This window comes from Ignavibacteriales bacterium (assembly GCA_026390575.1).
In the GTDB taxonomy this organism is placed as follows: domain Bacteria; phylum Bacteroidota; class Ignavibacteria; order UBA10030; family UBA10030; genus Fen-1298.
In genome coordinates, this window is sequence record JAPLFR010000008.1 from 25,210 (window position 1) to 48,024 (window position 22,815).

11 protein-coding genes are annotated in these 22,815 nt (G+C 40.9%); all 11 read left to right on the forward strand.

Translation table 11 applies throughout. From position 1 onward, the window contains the following. Positions 1-37: 37 nt before the first annotated feature. The 11 genes from NTX44_06410 to NTX44_06460 all read left to right on the forward strand — a co-directional run bounded on the left by NTX44_06410 (position 38) and on the right by NTX44_06460 (position 22,805). Positions 38-3,541, forward strand: coding sequence for a hypothetical protein (locus NTX44_06410; protein ID MCX6121235.1), 3,504 nt, complete (start codon positions 38-40; stop codon positions 3,539-3,541). Then, on the forward strand, positions 3,541-4,869 hold the full coding sequence (gene fucP / locus NTX44_06415) for an L-fucose:H+ symporter permease (GenBank protein ID MCX6121236.1): 1,329 nt from the start codon (positions 3,541-3,543) through the stop codon (positions 4,867-4,869). Before NTX44_06410 ends, fucP begins: the two co-directional genes overlap by 1 nt. Before the next feature lie 23 nt (positions 4,870-4,892). Beyond that, on the forward strand, positions 4,893-5,939 hold the full coding sequence (locus NTX44_06420) for an ROK family protein (GenBank protein MCX6121237.1): 1,047 nt from the start codon (positions 4,893-4,895) through the stop codon (positions 5,937-5,939). A gap of 65 nt (positions 5,940-6,004) precedes the next feature. After that, positions 6,005-7,861 carry a hypothetical protein gene (locus tag NTX44_06425; GenBank protein ID MCX6121238.1) on the forward strand — a complete coding sequence of 619 codons (1,857 nt, stop codon included), beginning with the start codon at positions 6,005-6,007 and terminating at the stop codon, positions 7,859-7,861. A gap of 11 nt (positions 7,862-7,872) precedes the next feature. Then, a complete protein-coding gene (locus tag NTX44_06430) occupies positions 7,873-10,374 on the forward strand; it encodes a glycoside hydrolase family 3 C-terminal domain-containing protein (GenBank protein MCX6121239.1) in 2,502 nt (833 codons plus the stop codon). Positions 10,375-10,413: 39 nt separating this feature from the next. Next, the gene (locus NTX44_06435; protein ID MCX6121240.1) at positions 10,414-11,625 is read left to right on the forward strand and encodes a cellulase family glycosylhydrolase; all 1,212 of its coding nucleotides are present in this window, start codon (positions 10,414-10,416) and stop codon (positions 11,623-11,625) included. 35 nt (positions 11,626-11,660) lie between these two features. Continuing rightward, entirely contained in the window at positions 11,661-14,798 is a 3,138-nt protein-coding gene (locus tag NTX44_06440; GenBank protein MCX6121241.1) for a glycoside hydrolase family 3 C-terminal domain-containing protein, read from the forward strand. Between the two features lie 27 nt (positions 14,799-14,825). Further along, positions 14,826-16,871, forward strand: coding sequence for a cellulase family glycosylhydrolase (locus NTX44_06445; protein MCX6121242.1), 2,046 nt, complete (start codon positions 14,826-14,828; stop codon positions 16,869-16,871). Positions 16,872-16,962: 91 nt separating this feature from the next. Beyond that, positions 16,963-18,603 (forward strand): carboxylesterase family protein, encoded by a 1,641-nt coding sequence (locus NTX44_06450; GenBank protein ID MCX6121243.1) that lies wholly within the window; start codon positions 16,963-16,965, stop codon positions 18,601-18,603. Positions 18,604-19,390: 787 nt separating this feature from the next. Then, entirely contained in the window at positions 19,391-19,549 is a 159-nt protein-coding gene (locus NTX44_06455) for a hypothetical protein (protein MCX6121244.1), read from the forward strand. A 103-nt stretch (positions 19,550-19,652) separates the two neighbouring features. After that, positions 19,653-22,805, forward strand: coding sequence for a TonB-dependent receptor (locus NTX44_06460; GenBank protein MCX6121245.1), 3,153 nt, complete (start codon positions 19,653-19,655; stop codon positions 22,803-22,805). The last annotated feature ends 10 nt before the right edge of the window (positions 22,806-22,815 follow it).

Sequence of the window (22,815 nt, forward strand, 5' to 3'; positions counted from 1 at the left end):
GAGTGGCTAATGAGAATGTGATGTATAGGAATTTGATATGAAGCGAAAATCTATTCTTGTTGGAAAAGCTGATCTGAAAGTTGAACAACGCAAAGTTGTAGGCGACTATGTTAACATTCAGGGAGAGCAATTTTATAAAATTGCCAACTATGATCAAATGCCCCCGTTTTTCATGAGCATTGTTAGTTCGTCGGATCATTGGATGTTTATCTCAAGCAATGGAGGACTAACCGCAGGCCGTAAAAACCCAGACATCGCTCTCTTCCCCTACTATACGGATGATAGAATCCATGATTCGAAAGAGAACACCGGCAGTAAAAGCATCATCTTTCTTACTAAGGGTACGAAAACATTTTTATGGGAACCCTTCTCGCAAGTCTATGATGGCATCTATCGAAAAGAAAGAAATTTATACAAAAATGTCTATGGCAATAAATTGATCTATGAAGAAATCAATCGAGACTTACATGTTTCATTTCGATATGCATGGTTCAACAGCGAGAAGTACGGCTTCATCAAACGATCCCAAATTGTGAACCATAATCTGGGACCGATTAAAATAAAAATCTTGGATGGGATACAAAACCTGCTTCCTTCTGGATTAAATCGAAGATTCCAATTGGAATATAGTACGCTCGTTGATGGTTACAAAAAAAACGAATTGCAAACTGATTCCGGGCTGGGGCTTTTTATACTCAGCTCGATTCCAGTAGACCGAGCCGAGCCAAGCGAGGCTTTGAAAGCAACAACTGTCTGGTCGGTTGGTATCAAGAAATCAAAAAAGCTTGTCTCATCACTGCAGTTGGATGCATTCAAAAAAGGAATGCACATTAAACAGGAAACCGATATCAGAGCTTCACGGGGGGCTTATTTTGTTAATACCGAATTTTCTTTAAATAAAAATGAAGAGAAGGAATGGTTCATTGTCGCCGATGTCAATCAAGATTCTTCTGATGTTGCCACTCTATCTGAATTGATTAAAAAAGGTAAAAATATTCAGAAACAGCTTATGGATGATATTGCACAAGGCACCGATAATCTTGTGAAGAATGTCGCCAGTGCTGATGGTCTTCAAGTCACAGAAGATATGCTGATCTGTTCCCGCCATTTTTCGAATACGTTGTTTAATGTTATGCGTGGTGGTTTTTTCGATAACGATTATTGGGTTGATAGAGAAGACTTTATCTCCTTTATCAAAACCGCTAATAAACATGTAGCCGAAATATACAACGGCTTTCTGCAGACTCTTCCGGAAAAGATATTTCATTCCGATTTACTGTCGAAGATACTTGCGCTCAATTCAGTTGATCTGGAAAAATTGTGTTATGAGTACCTGCCGCTCACATTCAGTCGGCGCCATGGTGATCCAAGTCGTCCATGGAATATCTTCTCGATAGAAATTAAAGATGAGCATGGGAAAAAAGTGTTGAACTATCAGGGTAACTGGCGGGATATTTTCCAAAATTGGGAAGCATTAGCATTGAGTTTCCCTGGCTATGTTGAGGGGATGATGACGAAGTTTGTCAATGCGTCAACTGCTGATGGATATAATCCGTACAGAGTAACGCGAGATGGTTTTGATTGGGAAGTGCTCGATCCGCATGATGCCTGGTCATACATCGGATATTGGGGGGACCATCAAGTCATTTATCTAGTTAAGTTGTTAGAAATCTCGGCTCGTTACCATCCTGGGAAGATTCAAGAATTCCTGGTAAAGGATATCTTTGCTTATGCTAATGTCCCGTATCGAATAAAACCATATGTTGATTTACTCAAAGATCCTTGTAAAACAATTGACTTTGATATGGCATTAGAACGAGAGATTGAAAAACGTGTGGAACGGATGGGAACTGATGGAAAATTTCTTGCGAACCAGCATGGAGAGATCATTCATGCCAATTTAACCGAAAAATTTCTTGTCTCAATTTTAGCGAAGCTCTCTAATTTTATTCCTGAGGCCGGTATTTGGATGAATACACAACGTCCGGATTGGAACGATGCTAACAATGCCTTGGTGGGTTCAGGAGTTTCGATGGTTACCCTCTACTATCTCCGAAGATATTTGACGTTATTCCGCGAACTAATCCAATCTTCGAAAATATCGGAGGTTCAAGTATCAGAAGAAGTAGCAGAGTTGTTTGTCTCGATTACTGAAATATTCAAAACGCATTTGATATTACTGAATGGATCGATTTCCGATAAAGATCGAAAAATCATTCTTGATAAACTTGGCAAAGCCGGAAATGAATATCGAAATAAAATTTACTCGAAAGGTCTTTCTGAAAGAAAGAAAAAGATTACAAGTGCAGCATTAAAAGAGTTCTTTGAGTTGTCTCTCAGGCATATCGACCATACTATCGAAGCAAACAAGCGTAAAGATAACCTCTATCATGCGTACAACCTGATGAAAGTTGAAAATGGAGATGGAATCTCTATCCGTCACTTGTATGAAATGCTCGAAGGGCAGGTGGCAGTTCTAAGCTCTGGTTATCTCTCTGCAGCAGATTCTGTAGAAGTGTTGGATGCACTGCGAGCAAGCTCTTTATATCGAAAAGATCAATCGAGTTACTTGTTATATCCGGATCGACAATTGCCCCGCTTCATGGAAAAGAATATTATTCCAAAGGAAGAATTCGAGAAATCCGCCCTATTGAAGAAACTTATTGAGAATGGAAATAGGCAGATCGTTCTTTCTGATCTAAAAGGCGGGATACACTTCCATAGCAATTTCCGGAATGCTGACATTTTAAAGACTGCCCTCGAAGGGTTACAAGTTAGCGAATATCAATCTCTACTGCAGAAAGAAAAGGAATTTATTCTAGATATCTATGAACGTCTGTTTGATCATCAATCATTTACCGGACGTTCAGGAACATTTTATAAATATGAGGGATTGGGTTGCATTTACTGGCATATGGTTTCTAAACTGCTGCTTGCTGTTGCAGAAGTTATTACTCGAGCAGAAAAGAACGACGAAACTGCTGCAATGAAGAAGCGTCTGGCGGATCATTATCATGAAATTCGTGAGGGTATTGGAGCTCATAAGTCACCCGATAGTTATGGAGCATTTCCAACAGATCCTTATTCTCATTCACCAGGACATATTGGGGTTCAGCAGCCAGGAATGAGTGGTCAAGTAAAAGAAGATATCATTTCGAGATTTCTTGAATTGGGGGTTCTGATAAATAATGGCAAGATTGCTTTCAAGCCAATTCTTTTGAGAAAAAATGAATTTTTGAAAGCTCGAAAATTATATCACTACTATAATACCGATGGCATAAAGAAAAGTATCAACTTGAAAAAGGGTACATTAGCATTCACATTTTGTCAAGTCCCAATTATTTATTATATTTCAAGTGATCAAAAAATTTGCATCACACAAAAAGATGGAAATATAAAAGAGATTAGAGAACTTGTTCTTGATGAACATTTAAGTACTTCAATTTTTAATCGGATAGGTGAAATCCAGAGAATTGATGTGTTTATATCTCCAATTGTGACTTTGAAAAACAATAGTAAAATGATTCAGAGGAGAAATTGATGGCAAGTATCATAACAAACAATAACACGACGAGCGGGTCAACAGGTAAACAAGGAGTGAATTACACACCGGCGCTGACGGTTCTTACCTCTCTTTTCTTTATATGGGGATTCATTACCTGTTTGAATGATATCATCATCCCGCACTTAAAAGCTGTGTTTGATTTAAACTACGCACAAGTAATGCTTATTCAATTTTGTTTTTTTACTGCATATTTTGTGATGTCTATGCCTTCAGGCTGGTTGGTTGAACGTGTAGGATATAAGAATGGAATCATCATTGGATTGCTTACTGCAGCCTTTGGGTGTCTCATGTTTTATCCGGCTGCAGGTGAACGATCATATACCACATTTCTAATCGCGCTGTTCGTACTCGCATCTGGTTTTGCAATGTTGCAAGTTGCGGCAAATCCATATGTTGCTATTCTTGGAAAACCGGAAACTGCATCTAGTCGGCTCACGTTAACACAGGCGTTTAACTCGCTTGGGACGACTATAGCGCCTATATTTGGATCTATCTTGATCCTCGGAACAACTATAAAATCATCTGCCGAGCTTTCCTTTATGAGTCCGGGAGATGTAGAAGCATATCATATTACAGAGGCAGCATCTGTACAAACACCATACATTGGTCTTGCTGTAACACTCATAGCGATTTCCGTACTTATTGCTTTATTCAAACTTCCAAAAATTGAAGCATCAGAAGGAAAGTCAGCTTTGGATGGTGGAAATGTCCAGGACCATCTTCATGACAGTGCATGGAAGTATCGCCACCTGGTGCTGGGTGCTATAGCTATCTTCACGTACGTAGGTGGAGAAGTGGCAATCGGAAGTTTTCTCGTTAATTATATCAGTCAACCTTCAATTGGTTCAATGTCAGTCGCCGAAGCAGGGCGATACATTTCCTTCTATTGGGGCGGTGCGATGGTTGGACGGTTTATCGGTTCTTTTGTTATGAGATATGTCAAACCCGGAAAAGTCTTGATGACTAACGCTTTTACGGTTATTGCGCTTGTTATCATTTCAATGACTTCCACAGGTCACATTGCGATGTGGACGATTCTTGCGGTCGGCCTCTTTAATTCGATTATGTTTCCAACGATTTTCGCTCTGGCTATTGATGGACTTGGAAAACATACTGGACAAGGATCAGGAATATTATGCATGGCAATTGTCGGCGGGGCGATTGTTCCGCTGCTCCAAGGTGTACTCGCAGATAAGATTGGAATTCAAATGGCATTTATCCTTCCTATTTTTTGCTATGCGTTTATAGCATTCTATGGTATGAAGGGGCATATTCCAACGTATATGGAAGTTGAAAAAGCATAATGAAATATTAGAAGACTTGCATTATGACTAAAAATCAAGTCACACTCGGCATTGATATTGGTGGAACCAATACAGTCTTCGGCTTCGTAGATCGGATGGGTAATTGTTACGCAGATTCCTCGATTCTGACGAACGCTCATCAATCATCTGAAATATTCTTTGATCGATTGCAAAAGAAGGTAAAAATTTTATTTTCGAACCTGCAAGGAAAATATGAGTTCAAAGGAATAGGTATCGGAGCGCCGAATGCAAATTATTACAAGGGAACGATTGAAAATCCGCCCAATCTTAGTTGGGAGTATGTAAATGTTCTAGAAGAGTTGGGGAAGTTCTTCGAAGTGCCAGTATCCGTAACCAACGATGCAAATGTTGCAGCGCTCGGTGAAATGATGTTTGGTGCAGCGCAAGGAATGAAGAATTTTATTGTGATTACACTTGGCACAGGTCTGGGGAGTGGGATTGTTGCCAATGGTGAACTGATTCTTGGTTCAGATGGATTTGCAGGAGAGATTGGACACACAATAGTAGATCCAAAAGGCAGAGAATGTGGATGCGGCCGTCGCGGTTGTTTAGAGGCATATTCTTCTGCAACTGGGCTCCGAAGAACTGTTCAAGAACTTATGTGCACAAAGACGATGTCAAGTGAGTTGCGCAATATTAGCTATGAACAATTGACATCACGTATGATATACGAAGCTGCAGTGCGAGGTGATCGTATGGCATTGGATGCTTTTGAGGTTACCGGACAAGTTCTTGGAATGAAATTAGCAGATTCAGTCGCTCATCTGAGCCCCGAAGCAATTATTTTATTGGGTGGACTTGCCGCAGCCGGCGATTTGATTTTTAAACCGACCAAACGTGCTTTGGAGGAAAATCTTTTCGGTATTTTTAAAAATAAAGTGGCACTACTTCCCTCAGCAATTGCTGAAGGTAAAGCCGCAATTTTAGGTGCTAGTGCACTTATTTGGAACGATCTGGAAAAAAAAAACAAACCTTCCTGGATGCGAATGCTTTCTAATGGAACGAAAGAAAATAGAGAAAAGGCCACTGCATCCACATTGCAAAAATAATTCCTTCAAGTTTACGTATCCCCATCCTTTCATTACTTACAATCTGTATTCATAGATAGGTTGTTATGAAACTGATTTCCCAAGTTACGATTATTCTTATTGTATTTTCTTTTGTTCATGTTTCTGGCCAGTCACAGGGACAAACTACCTCACCGCAAGACACGATAGCGCGGATTGGCACGAGCGCGATTACGGTGCGCGAGCTATCCGATCGCCTCGAATTAATGCCCTATCCATATAAAGATAAACCATCTAAAACGGACTCAGCCAAAGTGAGAGCGCTGCTTGGTTTAATTGCTGAAAAGGTTCTTGCCAATGAAGCGCATCGTCTCAATTTGGCAGAGAATTCGACAATCTCGCGCATGCGTGAGGGATTAGAAAACCTCTTTGTCCGTGATGAACTGTTCAAACGCGAAGTTGAAGCAAATGCAAAGCCGACCGCGGAAGAAGTAATCGCAGGGATACACCGCTTGGAATGGAAGCTCAAAGTTGTTGCGTTTCTTGTTCGCTCGGAAAATGACGGCAAGGCTCTTGTAAAACACCTTCGCAGGAATAAAACAAAGAATATTTTTCAAGGATTGCCAAAAGGCTTATTCACAGAAACCGATACTATCAATATTCTTTTTGGAGGACCGGATTCAGCATACGAAAATGCTGCCTATTCTATCGGTAACTCCAGAGTTTCTAAACCATTCTATTCTCAAAATCTCGGTTGGTCTGTGCTTTATCTGCTCGATAAGGTTACGAATCCCGAGTCAGCAAAGATGACATTGGATGAACGCAGTCGCAGAGTTGAGAAAACCTTGAAAGAGCAACGCGAACAGGATATAGGTGAACATTATTTGCTTGCAGTACTTTCGTCGAAGAATGCAACAGCTGATTCCAATATTTTCAATGCACTTGCAAATTCTATTATTGAGTTGCGGAAAGAAATTGATCCAAAATATTATCAGAGAAAAGGTGGGTATATGATTACGTCGGAAATGGTGGACGTTATCATCGATCGGCTGAAGCCTTATCTTGATGCAACTTTCATTACCATCACGGGCGATAGCATGTCGCTTGGAAAACTACTCGAAATGTTTCGCTACGAAAACTTTATTTCAAAATCTTTGGATGGATTTTCATTCAAAATGGAGTTGAATGAGGAAGTAAAACATTTGGTCGGGAATGAGTTGCTTGCGCGTGAAGGTCGCAAACAACTCCTCCAGAATTCCACGGCGGTGCAACGCGATATGAAATTGTGGACCAACTATTGGGCTGCCATCCAGCTCTATAGTAATGTACGCGATAGTGTCAAAGTTACGAACGAAGATATCGTCGAATATCTTCTCAAGACCAAAGAAATTTTTGGCCGATACTATGAAGTCAATGTTCGTGAAATTCTGACCTCTAAACTGGAAGATGCGACGAGGATACTTAACGAAATTCGACACAGGAAAAATCTTGCCGAGATGGTACCTCAATATTCTATACGTGCGGAATGGGTGAAGAATGGGGGTGAGTCTGGTTATTTTGGAGTTCTTCGACATCCTGAAATCGGTTTTCGTGCGTTGCTCTCAGATACAGGAACACTCGTCGGTCCCGTCAAATTGGAAGAGGGTTATTCACTCTTCACTGTCCTCGGCAAAAGGCGCACAAAGGAAGCAATCGTCGGCTTTGATACACTTTGCCAGAACATAAGAAAGCGATTGTTGAATGAGAAGCAGAAGCAGGCAACCGATCGCTTTATTGCAAAACTCGCCCTTGAACAACAAGTAAGTATTGATTATAAAAAACTGAAATTGGTCAAACCATCGATAATCCAAATGTTTACACAGCGTTTTATGGGTTTCGGAGGAATGATGACTGCCGTCCCTCTTCTAATGCAGCAGTGGGAATGGATTAAGGAATATGAACAATCAATAAAAGTAATTCCATAGGAATAAACATCATGAAAATTCATTCGATTTTATCCATTGCTCTCTTACTTTCAATTCTTCCCACATGCGGAATGGCACAGCCGGAGAAGTTTCGGAATAAAGATTTATCGGTAGAAGAACGTGTGAACGATCTTCTTGGCAGAATGACAATCGAAGAAAAGATTAATTTGTTGGGCGGAACAGGTTTTGCGACGAAGCCGATAGAGCGATTAGGTATTCCCGAATTACGGATGACGGACGGACCACTCGGCGTAAGAGGGGAAAAATCCACAGCTTTTCCTTCAGGAATTTGTATCGGAGCTACTTGGAATCCGGCGCTTGCATATAATGTTGGCGCTGCAATTGGACGCGAGGTGAAGGGACATGACCGGCATGTCATTCTTGGGCCGTGTGTGAATATTGCACGTATCCCGCAAGGGGGAAGAAATTTCGAAAGCTATGGTGAAGATCCATGTTTGACGAGTCGCATGGCAGTCGATTATATTAAAGGAGTTCAAAGCGAAGGCGTAGCGGCGACTGTCAAACACTTTGCCTGCAATAACCAGGAATATGAACGTATGTTTGTTGATACAAAAGTTAATGAACGGGCCTTGAATGAAATTTACTTTCCTGCATTTAAAGCTGCTGTGCAGGAAGCAAATGTTCTGTGTGTGATGAATTCCTATAACAAAGTCAATGGTCACCATGCAAGTGAAAATGATGCTCTTCTGATTGATAAGCTAAAAAAAGAATGGGGATTTAAATGGCTGGTCATGTCCGATTGGGGTGCCGTGCATAGCACGGTTCCTACTGCCAATGGCGGTATGGATCTTGAAATGCCAACGGGTGAATTTTTAAATAATAGTACGTTAGCAAATCCGTTGAAGAATGGGGTGGTAAAAGAGACCACGATTGATGACAAAGTGCGACGAATATTACGTGTCATCTTTACACTAGGACTTTTTGAAAAGCCGAGCTTAAAAGACGAAAGTTTGATCGGCTCTTTAGACAATCGCAAGGCAGCATTCGAAGCAGCGAAAGAGGGGATTGTTCTGTTACAGAATAAAGAAAATATCCTACCGTTAGATTTTTCGAAACTCAAATCAATCGCTATTATTGGTCCTAATGCGGCGATCTGCAGAACTGGCGGCGGAGGAAGTTCGCAGGTTGATCCATTAGAAGCCCCGAGTCCTTTGGAAATTTTGAAAAAACAATTTGGCGATAAGATCAAAATCAATTATGCTTTAGGATTACAGCTCGGAGGTGAAGGCTTGCCTATCGAATCAAAATATCTTGTAACGAACAAAGGGGAGCCAGGTTTAGTTGGAGAATATTTTAAGAATATGGAATTAAAGGGAAAACCAGCCTTCGTTCGGATTGATACAATGATAAATTTTGATTTTGGCAATTCAGGATTGAACGCAGGATTTCCTCATAATGATTTCTCTGTACGATGGACTGGAAAGTTAAAGGCTCCGGAAACCAATACCTATCTTTTAGAAACCATTAGTGACGATGGCGTTCGTCTCTGGGTGGACGATACGTTATTAATTGATTATTGGAATGATCATGCACCGGAACCAAGTAGTGTTAGAGTGAAATTTGAAGCGTCCAAAGAATACAAGATTAAGATTGAATATTATCAACATCGTGGCAGTGCAATTTTAAAACTTGGATGGTTGACATCGGACTACGATCCGATGAAATCAGCATTAGCTGCTGCAAAGAATTCTGATGCTGCAATCCTCTTTATGGGAGACGCTCCTAATATAGAATCGGAAGGCATCGATAGAGACAATTTGGTTCTGCCACGGAATCAAGACGGGCTGATTGAAGAAGTTGCGAAGGTGAATAAGAACACAATTGTTGTTCTCAATACGGGTTCACCTGTTTTCATGGATCGCTGGCTTGGAAGCGTCAAGGCTGTCGTACAAGCATGGTTCGGTGGACAGGAGATGAGTTATGCCGTCTCGGAAGTGCTCTCAGGTTCGTATAATCCATCAGGGAAATTGCCGATGACATTCCCGAAGCGCTGGGAAGATTGTTCTGCCTTTGGAACCTACAAAGCAAAAGATAGTGTAACGGAATATTCCGATGGTATATATGTTGGCTATAGACATTTCGATAAGAAAAACATTGAACCGCTTTTCTCATTTGGCTATGGTTTGTCTTATACGACATTCGAATATAAAGACCTGAAGACAGAAACATCTGCCAATGTAACACAACCAGAAATCAAAGGATCATTAAATGTCTCCAATACAGGCAAGTGCGATGGCGCAGAAGTTATTCAAGTCTATGTGCACAATATCAAATCGACTGTTGATAGACCGGTGAAAGAATTAAAGGCATTCTTTAAGGTTCCTCTCAAGCCAGGCGAGACAAAGAATGTTCATTTCAGTTTAGACAAGAATGCATTTTCCTACTATAACGTGGAAAAAAAGGAATGGATTGTTGAGCCGGGAAAATATGCCGTTCAGATTGGCAGCTCATCGAAAGACATCCGGCTCTCAGAAATCATTGAATTGAAGTAGCTTGTTTATGGATATACTCACCGTGTGCTAAGAACCGGATTGAAATATCTGCTGTTCATTTTTTTCTTTTCCAATTTTGGATTTGCCCAACAATCTACGTTTGTGGGAACCAAAGGAAAAGAGATTGTAATGCCGGATGGAACACCGATTCTTCTTCGAGGTATCAACCTCGGAAACTGGCTTGTGCCAGAAGGGTATATGTTCAAGTTCGATTCGGCCACATCTCCTCGATTGATCAATAATGTTTTGTGTGAACTAGTCGGAGCAGATGAGGCGCGAATGTTTTGGAAAAAGTACCGCGACAACTATATTACACGCGATGATATAGAGTACATCAAAAAAGTGGGATTGAATTCTGTACGTATTCCATTCAATTGGAGGCTTTTTACTATTGAAGAATATCCGGACCTCTGGGTCGGTCCGGGATTCGAACTGCTCGATCGTGTGATTCGTTGGTGTAAAGAAGCAGGTATATGGGTTGTTCTCGATATGCATTGTGCACCTGGGGGACAGACCGGTGACAATATTGATGATAGCTGGGGATATCCTTTTCTTTTTGAAAATCCTGAAAGCCAAGAGCGCGCGATTCAACTCTGGAAAAAAATTGCCGAAAGATACAAAGATGAATCTGCCATTATAGGCTATGACTTACTTAACGAGCCTATCGCAGTTTTTTTTGATCAGAAGAAATTGAATCCATTGCTTGAACCATTCTACAAACGAGTTGTTTCTGCGATTCGCGAGGTTGACAAAAATCATATTGTTTTTCTTGGCGGTGCTCAGTGGAATACAAATTTCAGTGTTTTTGGCCCACCGTTCGATAAAAAAGTTGTTTACACTTTTCACAGGTATTGGTGCGATACAACACAGGCGACAGTACAGGAATATATTAACTTTCACAACATTTATAATGTGCCGCTATGGATGGGAGAATCGGGCGAAAACACTAATGCATGGATCGCAAGTTGGCGTCGACTTCAGGAACGAAATAATATTGGGTGGTGTTTCTGGCCATATAAAAAGATGGAATCACAACAATGCATGGTTACGTTCGATCGTCCCGCGCATTGGAACTTGTTAGTACAATTTGCGAAGAGTCCCCGTACAGGTTATGCAAGCTTACGTACTATCTGTCCATCCATTGATAGTGTTCGTACAGCTCTTGATGAATTCATTCGTCTTTGTCAATTTAAAAACTGCCTGTTGAACGAAGGATACACCAAAGCGTTGGGGAGTAGAACAAATAAATAAAATGTTGTGTATATTATTTACAAAGGAATTTGGTAATGAATATAAGGAGCCTCATAAATAAAGCATTCATGATGTGCCTGTTTTTTGGAATGCTGTTTGCTCTATGCTCCTATAGATTGAGCGCACAAACTATCGAAGCACGTATCGACACGCTGATTAGTAAGATGACGATGAGTGAAAAGATATTGCAACTCTGTCAGCAGGGGAACTTTAATACCGCCAACAACACCAGGCTGGGTATTCCAGGATTTATCATGTCGGATGGACCTCATGGTGTCCGCAGTGGTAATGCGACAAGTTTTCCTGTTGGTATTGGGATGGCGTCGATGTGGGATATAGAACTTGCTTATCGCATTGGAGAGGCGATGGGAAAAGAATTCCGGGGGAAAAGCAAGCACCAAGCTCTTGGACCCTGTCTAGATATAGATCGAGATCCACGTAATGGGCGTAGTCCGGAAACAGGTGGCGAAGATTACTATCTCTGTGCTCAGACTACAACAGCAGTAGTCAAAGGAATACAATCCACACCGTGTATTGCAACAGTGAAGCATTATAACGCCAATCATCGGGAGAATGGGCGAACATCAAACAATATTACAGCGAATCAAAGAATATTACACGAGGATGCAGGGTTGGCATTCCGAACGGCTGTACAGCAAGGCGGTGCAATGTGTGTGATGAACGCTTACAATCTTATCAATAGCCAATATTGCGCAGAGAATTACAACGTGCTGTCAACCATTTTGCGTACACACTGGGGTTTCCCATATTATGTCGTTTCTGACTGGGGCTCGATTACGAATTCAGAAAAAGCCATTAAAGCGGGATGCAGCATTTGTATGGGAGCCGATAACTACAAAAATGATTTACCGGGGCTTGTTGCCAGCGGGACAGTACCGGATTCGATCATTAATAGTGCAGTTCGGTGTGTCTTGCGAACGAAGATATTGGCAGGTATGCTCGACTATCAACCACCTGGTGATCCTAACGATGTGAATAGTACGGCTCACCAGCAGCTTTGTCTTGAAGCAGGACGAAAGTCGCTTGTGCTTCTCAAAAACCAGGATAATATTCTTCCATTAAATAAAAGCACCATCAATAAAATAGCGCTCATTGGTCCCAGTGCGGCGACACTGCAAATTGATGGTTCCGGTAGCGCGTATGTTACTCCGTTCTACTCCATCACTCCAAGGCAAGGAATAGAAACGAAGATCGGTGCTAGTAAAGTTCAGTTTGTGAATGGTTGTGATATTAATAGCACAGATACGAATAGCTTTGCGAGTGCTCGAACAATTGCCGCTACTTCCGATGTTGTAATCTACTGTGGAGGACTCGATGGAGGTCAGGAAGGTGAAGGGCATGATCGAGCCAGTGGATCGATTCAACTGCCCGGCAAACAACAGGATTTGATCAACGCATTAGCAGCGGCAAATAAGAATATCATTGTTGTTCTTTTCAGTGGCGGAGTTTGCGGTGTTTCCCGATGCATCGATAATATCAAAGGATTGGTGTATGCCTTCTATCCGGGACAGGAAGGAGGGAACGCACTCGCCGATGTATTGTTCGGTGATTACAATCCTGGCGGCAAGCTTCCTGTTACTATGCCAAAGAGCGACACTCAATTGCCGCCTTGGCTGCAAAATGACAATTTGAACACGGGCTACGGACGAGGATATCGTTGGTTTGATAAAATGGGATACACACCTCAATATGCATTTGGTCTTGGATTGAGTTATACAACATTCTCCTATACTAATTTGATTGTTCCTTCTTCTGTTACTCCAGGTCAACCGGTGGATATCAGCGTTGATGTTAGTAATACGGGACCACGAACAGGCGAGGAAGTGGTACAACTCTATGTCACTGATACATTATCATCTGTACCGATGCCTGTGAAGCAATTAAAAGGATTCAAGCGCGTTGCAATCAATCCGGGACAGACAGTGACCGTAACGTTCACTTTAACGGCAGATGAACTCTATTATTTCAATGAAACGACCAATACGTACGAAGTTGAGCCAGGGCAATACACGGTTCGAATTGGAGGTTCGTCAGATAATCTTCCCGTCTCCGGCAATTTCAATGTATCATCGGGCCCCCAAAAACCAGATTTGCTAATCACAAACATCAAAATGGTACCGCCATATCCATTTCCTGGACAAAAAGTAATTTTTCTGGCAACGGTGAAGAACCAAGGAACAGCAGCGACAACTGCTGGCTCTCAAGTGAAGGTTTCTTTCAATGTGAATGGCCAACAAGTATGCTGGTCAGATAATTTTACAAGTTCGATTCCGGCAGGTGGCATGGCTTTAATTTGCGGCAATACAGGTCCTGGTGAAACTAATACTTGGACATCAGGTGAGGTTGGAAATTATAATGTTGGCGCCACAGTCGATCCTGATAATACTGTAGATGAATGTGTAGAGACAAATAATTCTCTTTCGACTCAATTGACTGTCTATCTGCAACCTCCTCCACCACCGCCCAATCTTGCACTGAATAAATCTGTAAGAGTCACTTCTATGGAGAACTCCGGATTAGACGGACCTTATGCTGTAGATGGTGATATGGGAACGCGCTGGTCATCTGCGTTCAGTGATCCACAATCGATCATCGTTGATCTTGGTTCTATTTATCACATTGATGACGTTACGCTCTATTGGGAAACTGCGTATGCGAAAGTATATTACCTCAAGGCTTCAATTGACTCTTCAAACTGGACATTTATTTCATATAAGACGAACGGCATGGGGGGAACAGAAAAGATTTCTGTTGGGGCAGATGCCCGGTATGTGCAGATGCTTGGCATCCAACGTGCGACACAATATGGATATTCGCTTTGGGAGATCGAAGTACACGGGTCCGATTCTAACGGAATAAACTCTCTCGATAACATAATACCACCAAAGGAATTTTCTCTCTTCAACAACTATCCTAATCCGTTTAATCCCAGTACAATTATTGAATTCACACTTGCACAAAGAATGCGTACGACATTGAATGTATTCAATGTACTCGGTCAAAAGGTTGTGAACCTTTTTGATCAAATTGCAAATCCCGGAAAACTTTATCAGGTGAGCTTTGATGCATCAGGTCTTCCGAGCGGCATCTATGTTGCAGAGTTGGTATCTGGAACGCAACGGCAAAGCAGGCGAATGATTCTCATCAAGTAGCTCCAAAACTTGACCTATAAAGATCGAATGATAAACTCATCAAACTACAATCGAATATTGATTCAACCTGTAAAGTTGATATTCTTTTTGATCATTAGCATTTGTGCTGCAAACGAAATTCTCATTGCTCAAGGATATCTCCATACATCCGGAACGAAGATAATGAAGGGCAATGGAGACGAAATGATTCTCCGAGGGATTGGGCTTGGGGGCTGGCTCGTTCCTGAAGGATATATGCTTCACACCTCAGGATTTGCAAACTCCCCAACAGAAATTCGAAATAAAATTGTAGCGTTAGTAGGTCAAACAAATTCGGATCAGTTTTTTCAATCTTATCGACAGAACTATGTGACTCGAAAAGATATTGATTCTATTGCAAGATGGGGGTTCAATTCCATTCGATTACCAATGCATTATGAATTACTGACACCTAAAGGACAGTCAGGTGTTTTTCTTGAAGCGGGTTTTGCAATAATAGACAGTCTGCTCAATTGGTGTGAAGCAAATCATATATATCTTATTTTAGATTTACATTGCGCGCCGGGCGGCCAGAACAGCGCCAACATCAGCGACTATAGTGGCTATCCGTCGTTATGGGAGAGTACAGTATATAAACAACAAACAGTGGCATTGTGGAAGGAACTTGCAAGACGCTATTCTGATAAGCAATGGATTGGTGGATACGATTTATTGAACGAAACTGTATGGACATTCGGGACTACACCTGCAAACCAGCCATTGCGAGCTTTATACAAACAAATCACAGATTCTATCCGAACAGTTGATAAGAACCATATCATTTTCATCGAAGGAAATCAATGGGCAAATGATTTCGCAGGGTTGACACCACCCTGGGATACCAACATGGTTTATAGTTTTCATAAGTACTGGAACCCGAATAATACGAGTTCTATTAATACATATCTAAGTCTAAGAACTAACAACAATGTCCCACTCTGGTGCGGTGAGGCAGGAGAGAATTCAAACCAATGGTTCGCCGATTGTATTGCACTATTTGAAGCGAATAAAATTGGCTGGTCTTGGTGGCCGCATAAGAAAATTGAATCTACTGCAGTATTACTTTCATCCCCGATGTCGGCAGGGTATAATAATATTCTTCGATATTGGAATAATCAGGTTCCGCAGCCGAGTGTTCAGGATGCAATGGATGCCTTGAATAGTCAAGCTATGAATTTGAATATCGATTCATGTGCGGTTCGTCGTGATGTCATTGATGCAATAATACGGCAGCCCTTTACAACAGCGACAGTTCCGTTTGCAAATCTCAATATTCCTGGATATGTTTTTGCTACCGAGTATGATATGGGAAAGAATGGTTTTGCTTATGGCGATAAAGATTTTCAGAATATTAGTGGAAACAGCGGTGGGAGTGCTTGGAATACTGGCGGACAGTATAGAAATGATGGAGTAGATATTGAAACTTGTTCTGACTTTCCAACGAATGGGTACGATGTTGACGATATAAATAATGGTGAATTTCTAACCTTTACAGTGAATGCTTCTGAAACAGCAACTTATGATATGAGTGTAAGATATACAGCGAATGCGGCAGGAAGTATGCTCAGATTATTTATGGATGGAAACTATGATTCAGGTATTCTGACTCTTCCATCTACAAGCGGATTGCAAACGTGGAGTTCATTTAGTGCCGGACAGTACCAATTTACCGCAGGATCGCATCTATTTGGAATCTCTTTTTTATCAAGCGGGTTTAATTTAAACTATATTAAATTTACGAATGTGAATGCCCACGACCAAGATACCTCAGATTATCAACTTCAACAAAACTATCCGAATCCTTTTAATTCAACGACAGTGATCGAATATCAGTTGCCAGCAGTAGGAACACGATTTTTTGTGTCTTTGAAAGTATATGATGAGCTGGGGAGAGAAGTGGCAAACCTGATAAATGAACAGCAGGAGGCAGGTCCTCATCAAACTATCATGGATGCTCGTCGGCTGGCTAGCGGAGTGTATGTGTATCGGTTGTTGGCGACTGATGAGCAGAAAAATCAGCACACTTTCCAGAAGAAAATGCTTTTGTTAAAATAATTTTATTACAAAATTTATCAAAAGATAATAAATAAACTTATATAAAAAATCCATTGAGGTATCTTTGCAATTTTAAATAGAGGATACTTATATGCAAAAATCTGCGACTTCTTTCATCTTCCTTATAGTAATAAATTCAATGGCTTGTGCGCAAGTAAATGACGAAACTGTTGCTCCAAGAGTAAAAATTGTGAATGGTGTGCTTGAAGGAATTAATGAATCCGGTATCCGCACTTTCAAGGGAGTTCCTTTTGCTGAGCCACCAATTGGTGATTTACGCTGGAAGGAACCTCAGCCATTAAAGAATTGGTCAGATGTACGTAAAGCAGACAAATTTGGGCCTCGTGCTATGCAAATGCCTATTTTTGGTGATATGGGTTTTCGATCTAATGGTATGAGTGAAGATTGCCTGTACCTCAACATATGGACACCTGCAAAGACGGACAAAGAGCATTTGCCAGTACTGGTTTATTTTTATGGAGGTGGTTTTGTGGCAGGGGATGGTTCTGAAGCTCGTTACGATGGTGAAAGTATGGCCCGCAAAGGTATTGTGGCGGTTACAGTAAATTACCGTCTTGGAGTATTTGGATTTCTTGCCCATCCTGAGCTAACAAAAGAATCGCCTCATCGATCCTCCGGTAATTATGGATTAATGGATCAGTCTGCAGCTTTACACTGGGTGCAACAAAACATATCGGCCTTCGGCGGTGATCCTACAAAAATTACTATCGCCGGTGAATCTGCAGGATCGGTTTCCGTTAGTGCACAAATGGCTTCACCCTTATCAAAAAAAATTATAGCTGGTGCAATAGGCGAAAGCGGCTCATTACTGGGTACGCTTCCTTCTATTCCGCTCACTGCTGCCGAACAAACAGGTGTTGAATTTGCCAAAAGCATCCCGGCAAATTCCTTATCGGAACTCAGAACTATGAGCGCGGAAAAATTGCTTGATGCTGCTGCAAAGTTTAATCCCTTCCGTTTTTCATTAACCATTGATGGTTATTTCTTTCCCAAAAGCCCCTTTAAAATTTATGAAGCAGGAGAGCAGGCGCATGTGCCACTGTTAGTTGGATGGAATTCAGAGGAAATGAACTACCATAATATTCTGGGACCCAATAAACCCACTTTGGATAACTTTACCAGCGCTGTGCAAAAAATTTATGGCGAACATGCGGCACAAGTTTTACAAGTTTACAACTCATCCACCGATGAAGAAGTGGAACAAGTGGCTACTGATTTAGCTGGAGACAGATTTATTGGTTTTAGTACATGGAAATGGGGCAACATACATAGTAAAACTAGTGGCAAGCCAGTGTATCGGTATTTGTTTGCCCGTCCACGCCCTGAAATGAGACCAGAAATGGGAAATGCTACGGCGGGTCTGGCAGGTGGTGTGAAGAAAGATTCTGCTGCTGCCAAGGCACCTAAACCACCAGCGGCCCGAGGCGCGGTTCATTCTGCTGAAATAGAATATGCTCTTGGTAATCTACCTACCAACCGTGTTTACGATTGGCAACCTGAAGATTATAAGGTTTCTGAAATGATGCAAACTTTCTTTGCTAATTTTATTAAAACAAATAATCCTAGTGGTCTTGGTGTACCTGAATGGCCATCTGTTACTAATGCGAGACCGGTAAATGTAATGCTTATAGATGTCAATACTAAAGTAATACTCGAGACAATGATGCAACAACAGCGATATTTACTTCTTGATAAGCTTTCAGGGAAATAATCAAGATATTTTTAATTTGTTGCTGTTATTTAAAGTGTGCATAGGCTCGTTAAACGAATTTTGCGTTATGAAGCTTTCAGTGCCTTGCGCGCCATCCGCAAGATTTCCCAAAAAGGAGGCTCAAATCCATGCTCAACCCGTAATTGTTCTGTGCTTTTCTGTACCACAGCAGCAGCTACCTTATGCCGAGTAGCATAATAATCCCAAATTATGCGATAGAAGTTGCTTCACCACTTTGAAGTACTGTAAGTCCTTTTTTCTAAGGAACTTACAGAAATTGGTCTGATTTCTTCGGAATTCTATAAACCCATTGAATATAAAGAGTTATTCATGTCGTCATTGATCTAATGCATAATTTGGGATTATCATAGAATATGTAAAGAACTTGGCATGAAATATAGGTCACTCGCTTGTTGTCCGCTCCAACTACAACATCTTTTTAACCAAGGTTAATAAGGTAGTTCTCCACTCGTTATCATTTTTGATAAGAATTCGATTATTAAATGATATTGCTAAAAAAGCAATTCGGCATTTTTTTAAGTTTATGGTAACTAATTCTATGGTACATAACATGATAGGTAGGTGAATGAATTAAAGTGTTCCGTTACCACTCAGTAAGAGTAAATCATCAATGTTGTTACAACTTATGGAAATAAGCGCCATCGTTATTATTCTATTATTTCTTCTTTAGCCGCACACACATTCAATGATAATTAATTCACCATAAACAAGCATTTATAATCACCAAATCAATATATCCTTGACGCAGTGTGGAAGTTAAAAAGTAATGAGAGCAACGGTGGCTGTGACGGCTCACCTGAAAGAAGCAGAAGAGTTCATACGATTCAGAATGAAAGAAAAATTTAATTTGAATCCTAGATTTAATCAATTACATCTCGAATCAAATTACATCAAGACGAACCTGAAGGGAATTTATCCATATTAAGGAACTTGATCTGATTTGAGTTATTGAGAAATAGTGATATCTTTGCATCATTGAATAGAGACAGTATTATATTCGTTCACTCAATTCATAAGGGGAAAAACCTATGAAAAGTAGATTCCTTTTTTTGATATTCCTTCTATTGTTAGGACTGGCCTTTTTATCTGCGATCGGGATAGCAGGTACAACAGGAAAAATCGCTGGGACGATTACCGATAAATTAAACGGCGAGCCCATCATAGCAGCTAATGTCGTTGTCCTCGGTACATCTCTTGGTGCTTCTACAGATATAAATGGAGAATATTCTATCTTGTTTGTTCCTCCCGGAATATACAAAGTTCAAATCTCTTGCATCAGTTATGGAAAAATTGTCATGAGTGATGTGAGAGTTTACATAGATCAAACAGCGCGCGTCGATGTTACCTTAGAGGCAAAAGAAGTCCAAGTTGAAGAAACGGTTGTTTTTGGGGAAAAGCCCATCAAACCAGATGTGTCTGCTGCTGTTGTTGCAGTGAGTAATAACGAAATTAGTCAACTGCCTGTTGCAAATATGCAATCAGTTATTCAGACTCAAGCCGGCGTGAAGGAAAATATGCAAATCCGCGGAGGGGACCAGAGTGATGCATTGTTTCAGGTAAACGGTATATCACTCCGTGATCCACGCAATAATACACCTATATCAACGATTGCGCTGAGTTCTGTTAAAGAAGTTTCTATCGAACGCGGCGGGTTTAATGCCGAATATGGCCAGGTTCGCTCCGGTATCATCAATGTGATTGCGAAAGAGGGGGATAAATCAGACTACACCGTGACAGCGACTGTTCGTGCTAGCCCGTACCAATATAAGGCTATGGGTTTATCACCTTTTGATCAAAATTCTTATTGGATGCGGCCGTATCTAGATCCCGCCGTTTGTTGGACAGGCACGACGAATGGTGCCTGGGATACCTATACTCAAGATTCATATCCAAAATGGGAAGGATGGAATTCAATATCGCAACAAAGAAATACATCGGCGGGTTCTACATATCTTTCTCCGGCCGCGCTGCAAAAGCAATATCTATTTGAAACACGAAGACGACCTGTTGCCAATCCCGATTATGATGTTGATGCAGGTTTTGGCGGTCCCGTGCCTCTCATTGGTAAGTATTTGGGCGATCTTCGTTTCTTTAGTGCGTACCGGCAACAAGACGCAATGCTTTTAGTTCCATTGACTCGAAACGATAATTTGAATTGGGACTTGAATGTGCGATTTAACTCGGACATAACCAAATCCATGAAATTAGTCGCCGCAGTTTTTACAGGCAAACAATATTCGCAAGTTCAAAACTGGCCTTTTACGGTGTCTCAAAACTGGGCGAGTGGTATATATATCACAACTCCGCAACAAGTAGCTGATCAAATTGCAGGCTATGGTCAAACTGGAATCTTTAATCCCGATTATTTCAGCCCGTCTAAAATATCATATACCTCAATTTCAGCAGATGTTACTCAATTCCTTTCTCCAACATCGTATTATGAAATTAGGCTCGAGCGATTAACGAGATCGTACCTGTCCGAACCTACGGCGAGACGGAATGAGGATTCGGTTTATCAAATTGTGAATGGTTTCTTTGTTAACGAAGAGCCATTCGGATACGAGACTGTGAAATCTATGGGAGCAACAGGGATTGACTTGGGAGGTTCCGAATGTTTGTTTCGGGACCATACAGAAGTATCTGCGACAACGTTGAAGGCAGATTTTACGAGCCAGATTGACTTTAAAAATATGTTTAAAGCAGGAATAGAATTTATTTATAACGATCTGAATTTTGATTACGGACAGGCTTATGCATTAAGTAACGGTGTAGATTATCAACAGCATGTTGTGATGCGTGTTTATCCCATCAGAGCGGGTGCGTATATCCAGGATAAATTGGAGACAAATGGATTTGTAGCTAATTTTGGATTAAGGGTGGATTATAGCGATCCTCGGACGGATTGGTACACTGGTAATCCATTCAATGTATCGTTTTTTTCCAGTGCAAATTCAAATGCACCTTTGACCCCATCAAAAGCGCAATGGCAATTTAGTCCACGCATCGGTATTTCCCATCCAGTTACAGAAAATTCAAAACTTTATTTCAATTACGGACATTTTAAGCAAATGCCGTCCTATGAAAATATGTTTGCTATTGGCCGCACATCATCTGGACAAATTACAAACTTTGGTAATCCAAATCAAACTCTGGCGAAAACTGTTGCCTACGAGCTTGGGTATGATCATTACTTAGGTGATAATATTCTTATTCAAATAAGCGCGTTTTATCGGGATATCACAAATAATCAGCTCGATATAAATGGAAACACGCTTACTGTTTATTATATACCAAAGACTGGCGGGTACGCTCAGCCCACAAGTTCTGGCTATGCGGATGTTCGCGGCCTTGAAATTTCTTTACGAAAGACGAGCGGTCAATTTTGGACAGGATTTGCAAACTACACATATCAATCCACTTCTGGAGGTTATTTTGGTGATAATACCCAATTTCTGAATCTCACAGAACAGACAAATTATGATACACGAACAGATAGGTCGTACCAACAAGTGCCCGTCCCAAGTCCTTATGCTCGGGTGAACCTCTGTTTATTTACTCCTAATGATTTTGGTCCCCAATGGGGTTCCTTTAAACCATTGGGCAGTTTTTTGTTAAATGTGTTTTTCAATTGGCAAGCGGGTTCGTATGTCACGTATAATCCATTCGCAAGATATGGAATATTCAATAATGTACAAAACACAGATAACTTTGACGTCCAGTTAAGATTTAGTAAGACCTTTGATTTGAGAACTGTAAACGTCGAATTGTTTGTCGATGTGAATAATGCCCTGAATTACAAAAAGATGAATATGAACTCATTTGGTGGTTCTTCCGACCGTGATTCATATATGGAATCTCTTCATCTTCCTAAAAGTGATGTCTATACTAATGTGCCGGGAGATGATAGGGTCGGTGATTTTAGAGCAAATGGAACTGATTATCAACCCGTATTAAATTATTTACCAACTATTAGCAGCGCGGTCCCTGGGACAATTTATTATGACTCACAAACAATGACGTATAAAGAGGTTACGAATGGTCAATGGACGCCTGTTGATCAAACAAGAATGGATAAAATTTTGAGCACAAAAGCCTATATCAACATGCCTAATTTAACGTCATTCACATTTTTAAATCCTCGGCAAATATTTTTTGGAATTAAGTTATCGGTTAAAATATGATTGGAGGAGA

What these genes read in the sequence shown, in the direction of transcription:
- NTX44_06410 (MCX6121235.1), top strand. Translation starts at nt 38, where the DNA reads ATGAAGCGAAAATCTATTCTTGTTGGAAAAGCTGATCTGAAAGTTGAA.
- fucP (MCX6121236.1), top strand. Translation starts at nt 3,541, where the DNA reads ATGGCAAGTATCATAACAAACAATAACACGACGAGCGGGTCAACAGGT.
- NTX44_06420 (MCX6121237.1), top strand. Translation starts at nt 4,893, where the DNA reads ATGACTAAAAATCAAGTCACACTCGGCATTGATATTGGTGGAACCAAT.
- NTX44_06425 (MCX6121238.1), top strand. Translation starts at nt 6,005, where the DNA reads ATGAAACTGATTTCCCAAGTTACGATTATTCTTATTGTATTTTCTTTT.
- NTX44_06430 (MCX6121239.1), top strand. Translation starts at nt 7,873, where the DNA reads ATGAAAATTCATTCGATTTTATCCATTGCTCTCTTACTTTCAATTCTT.
- NTX44_06440 (MCX6121241.1), top strand. Translation starts at nt 11,661, where the DNA reads ATGAATATAAGGAGCCTCATAAATAAAGCATTCATGATGTGCCTGTTT.
- NTX44_06445 (MCX6121242.1), top strand. Translation starts at nt 14,826, where the DNA reads ATGATAAACTCATCAAACTACAATCGAATATTGATTCAACCTGTAAAG.
- NTX44_06450 (MCX6121243.1), top strand. Translation starts at nt 16,963, where the DNA reads ATGCAAAAATCTGCGACTTCTTTCATCTTCCTTATAGTAATAAATTCA.
- NTX44_06455 (MCX6121244.1), top strand. Translation starts at nt 19,391, where the DNA reads ATGAGAGCAACGGTGGCTGTGACGGCTCACCTGAAAGAAGCAGAAGAG.
- NTX44_06460 (MCX6121245.1), top strand. Translation starts at nt 19,653, where the DNA reads ATGAAAAGTAGATTCCTTTTTTTGATATTCCTTCTATTGTTAGGACTG.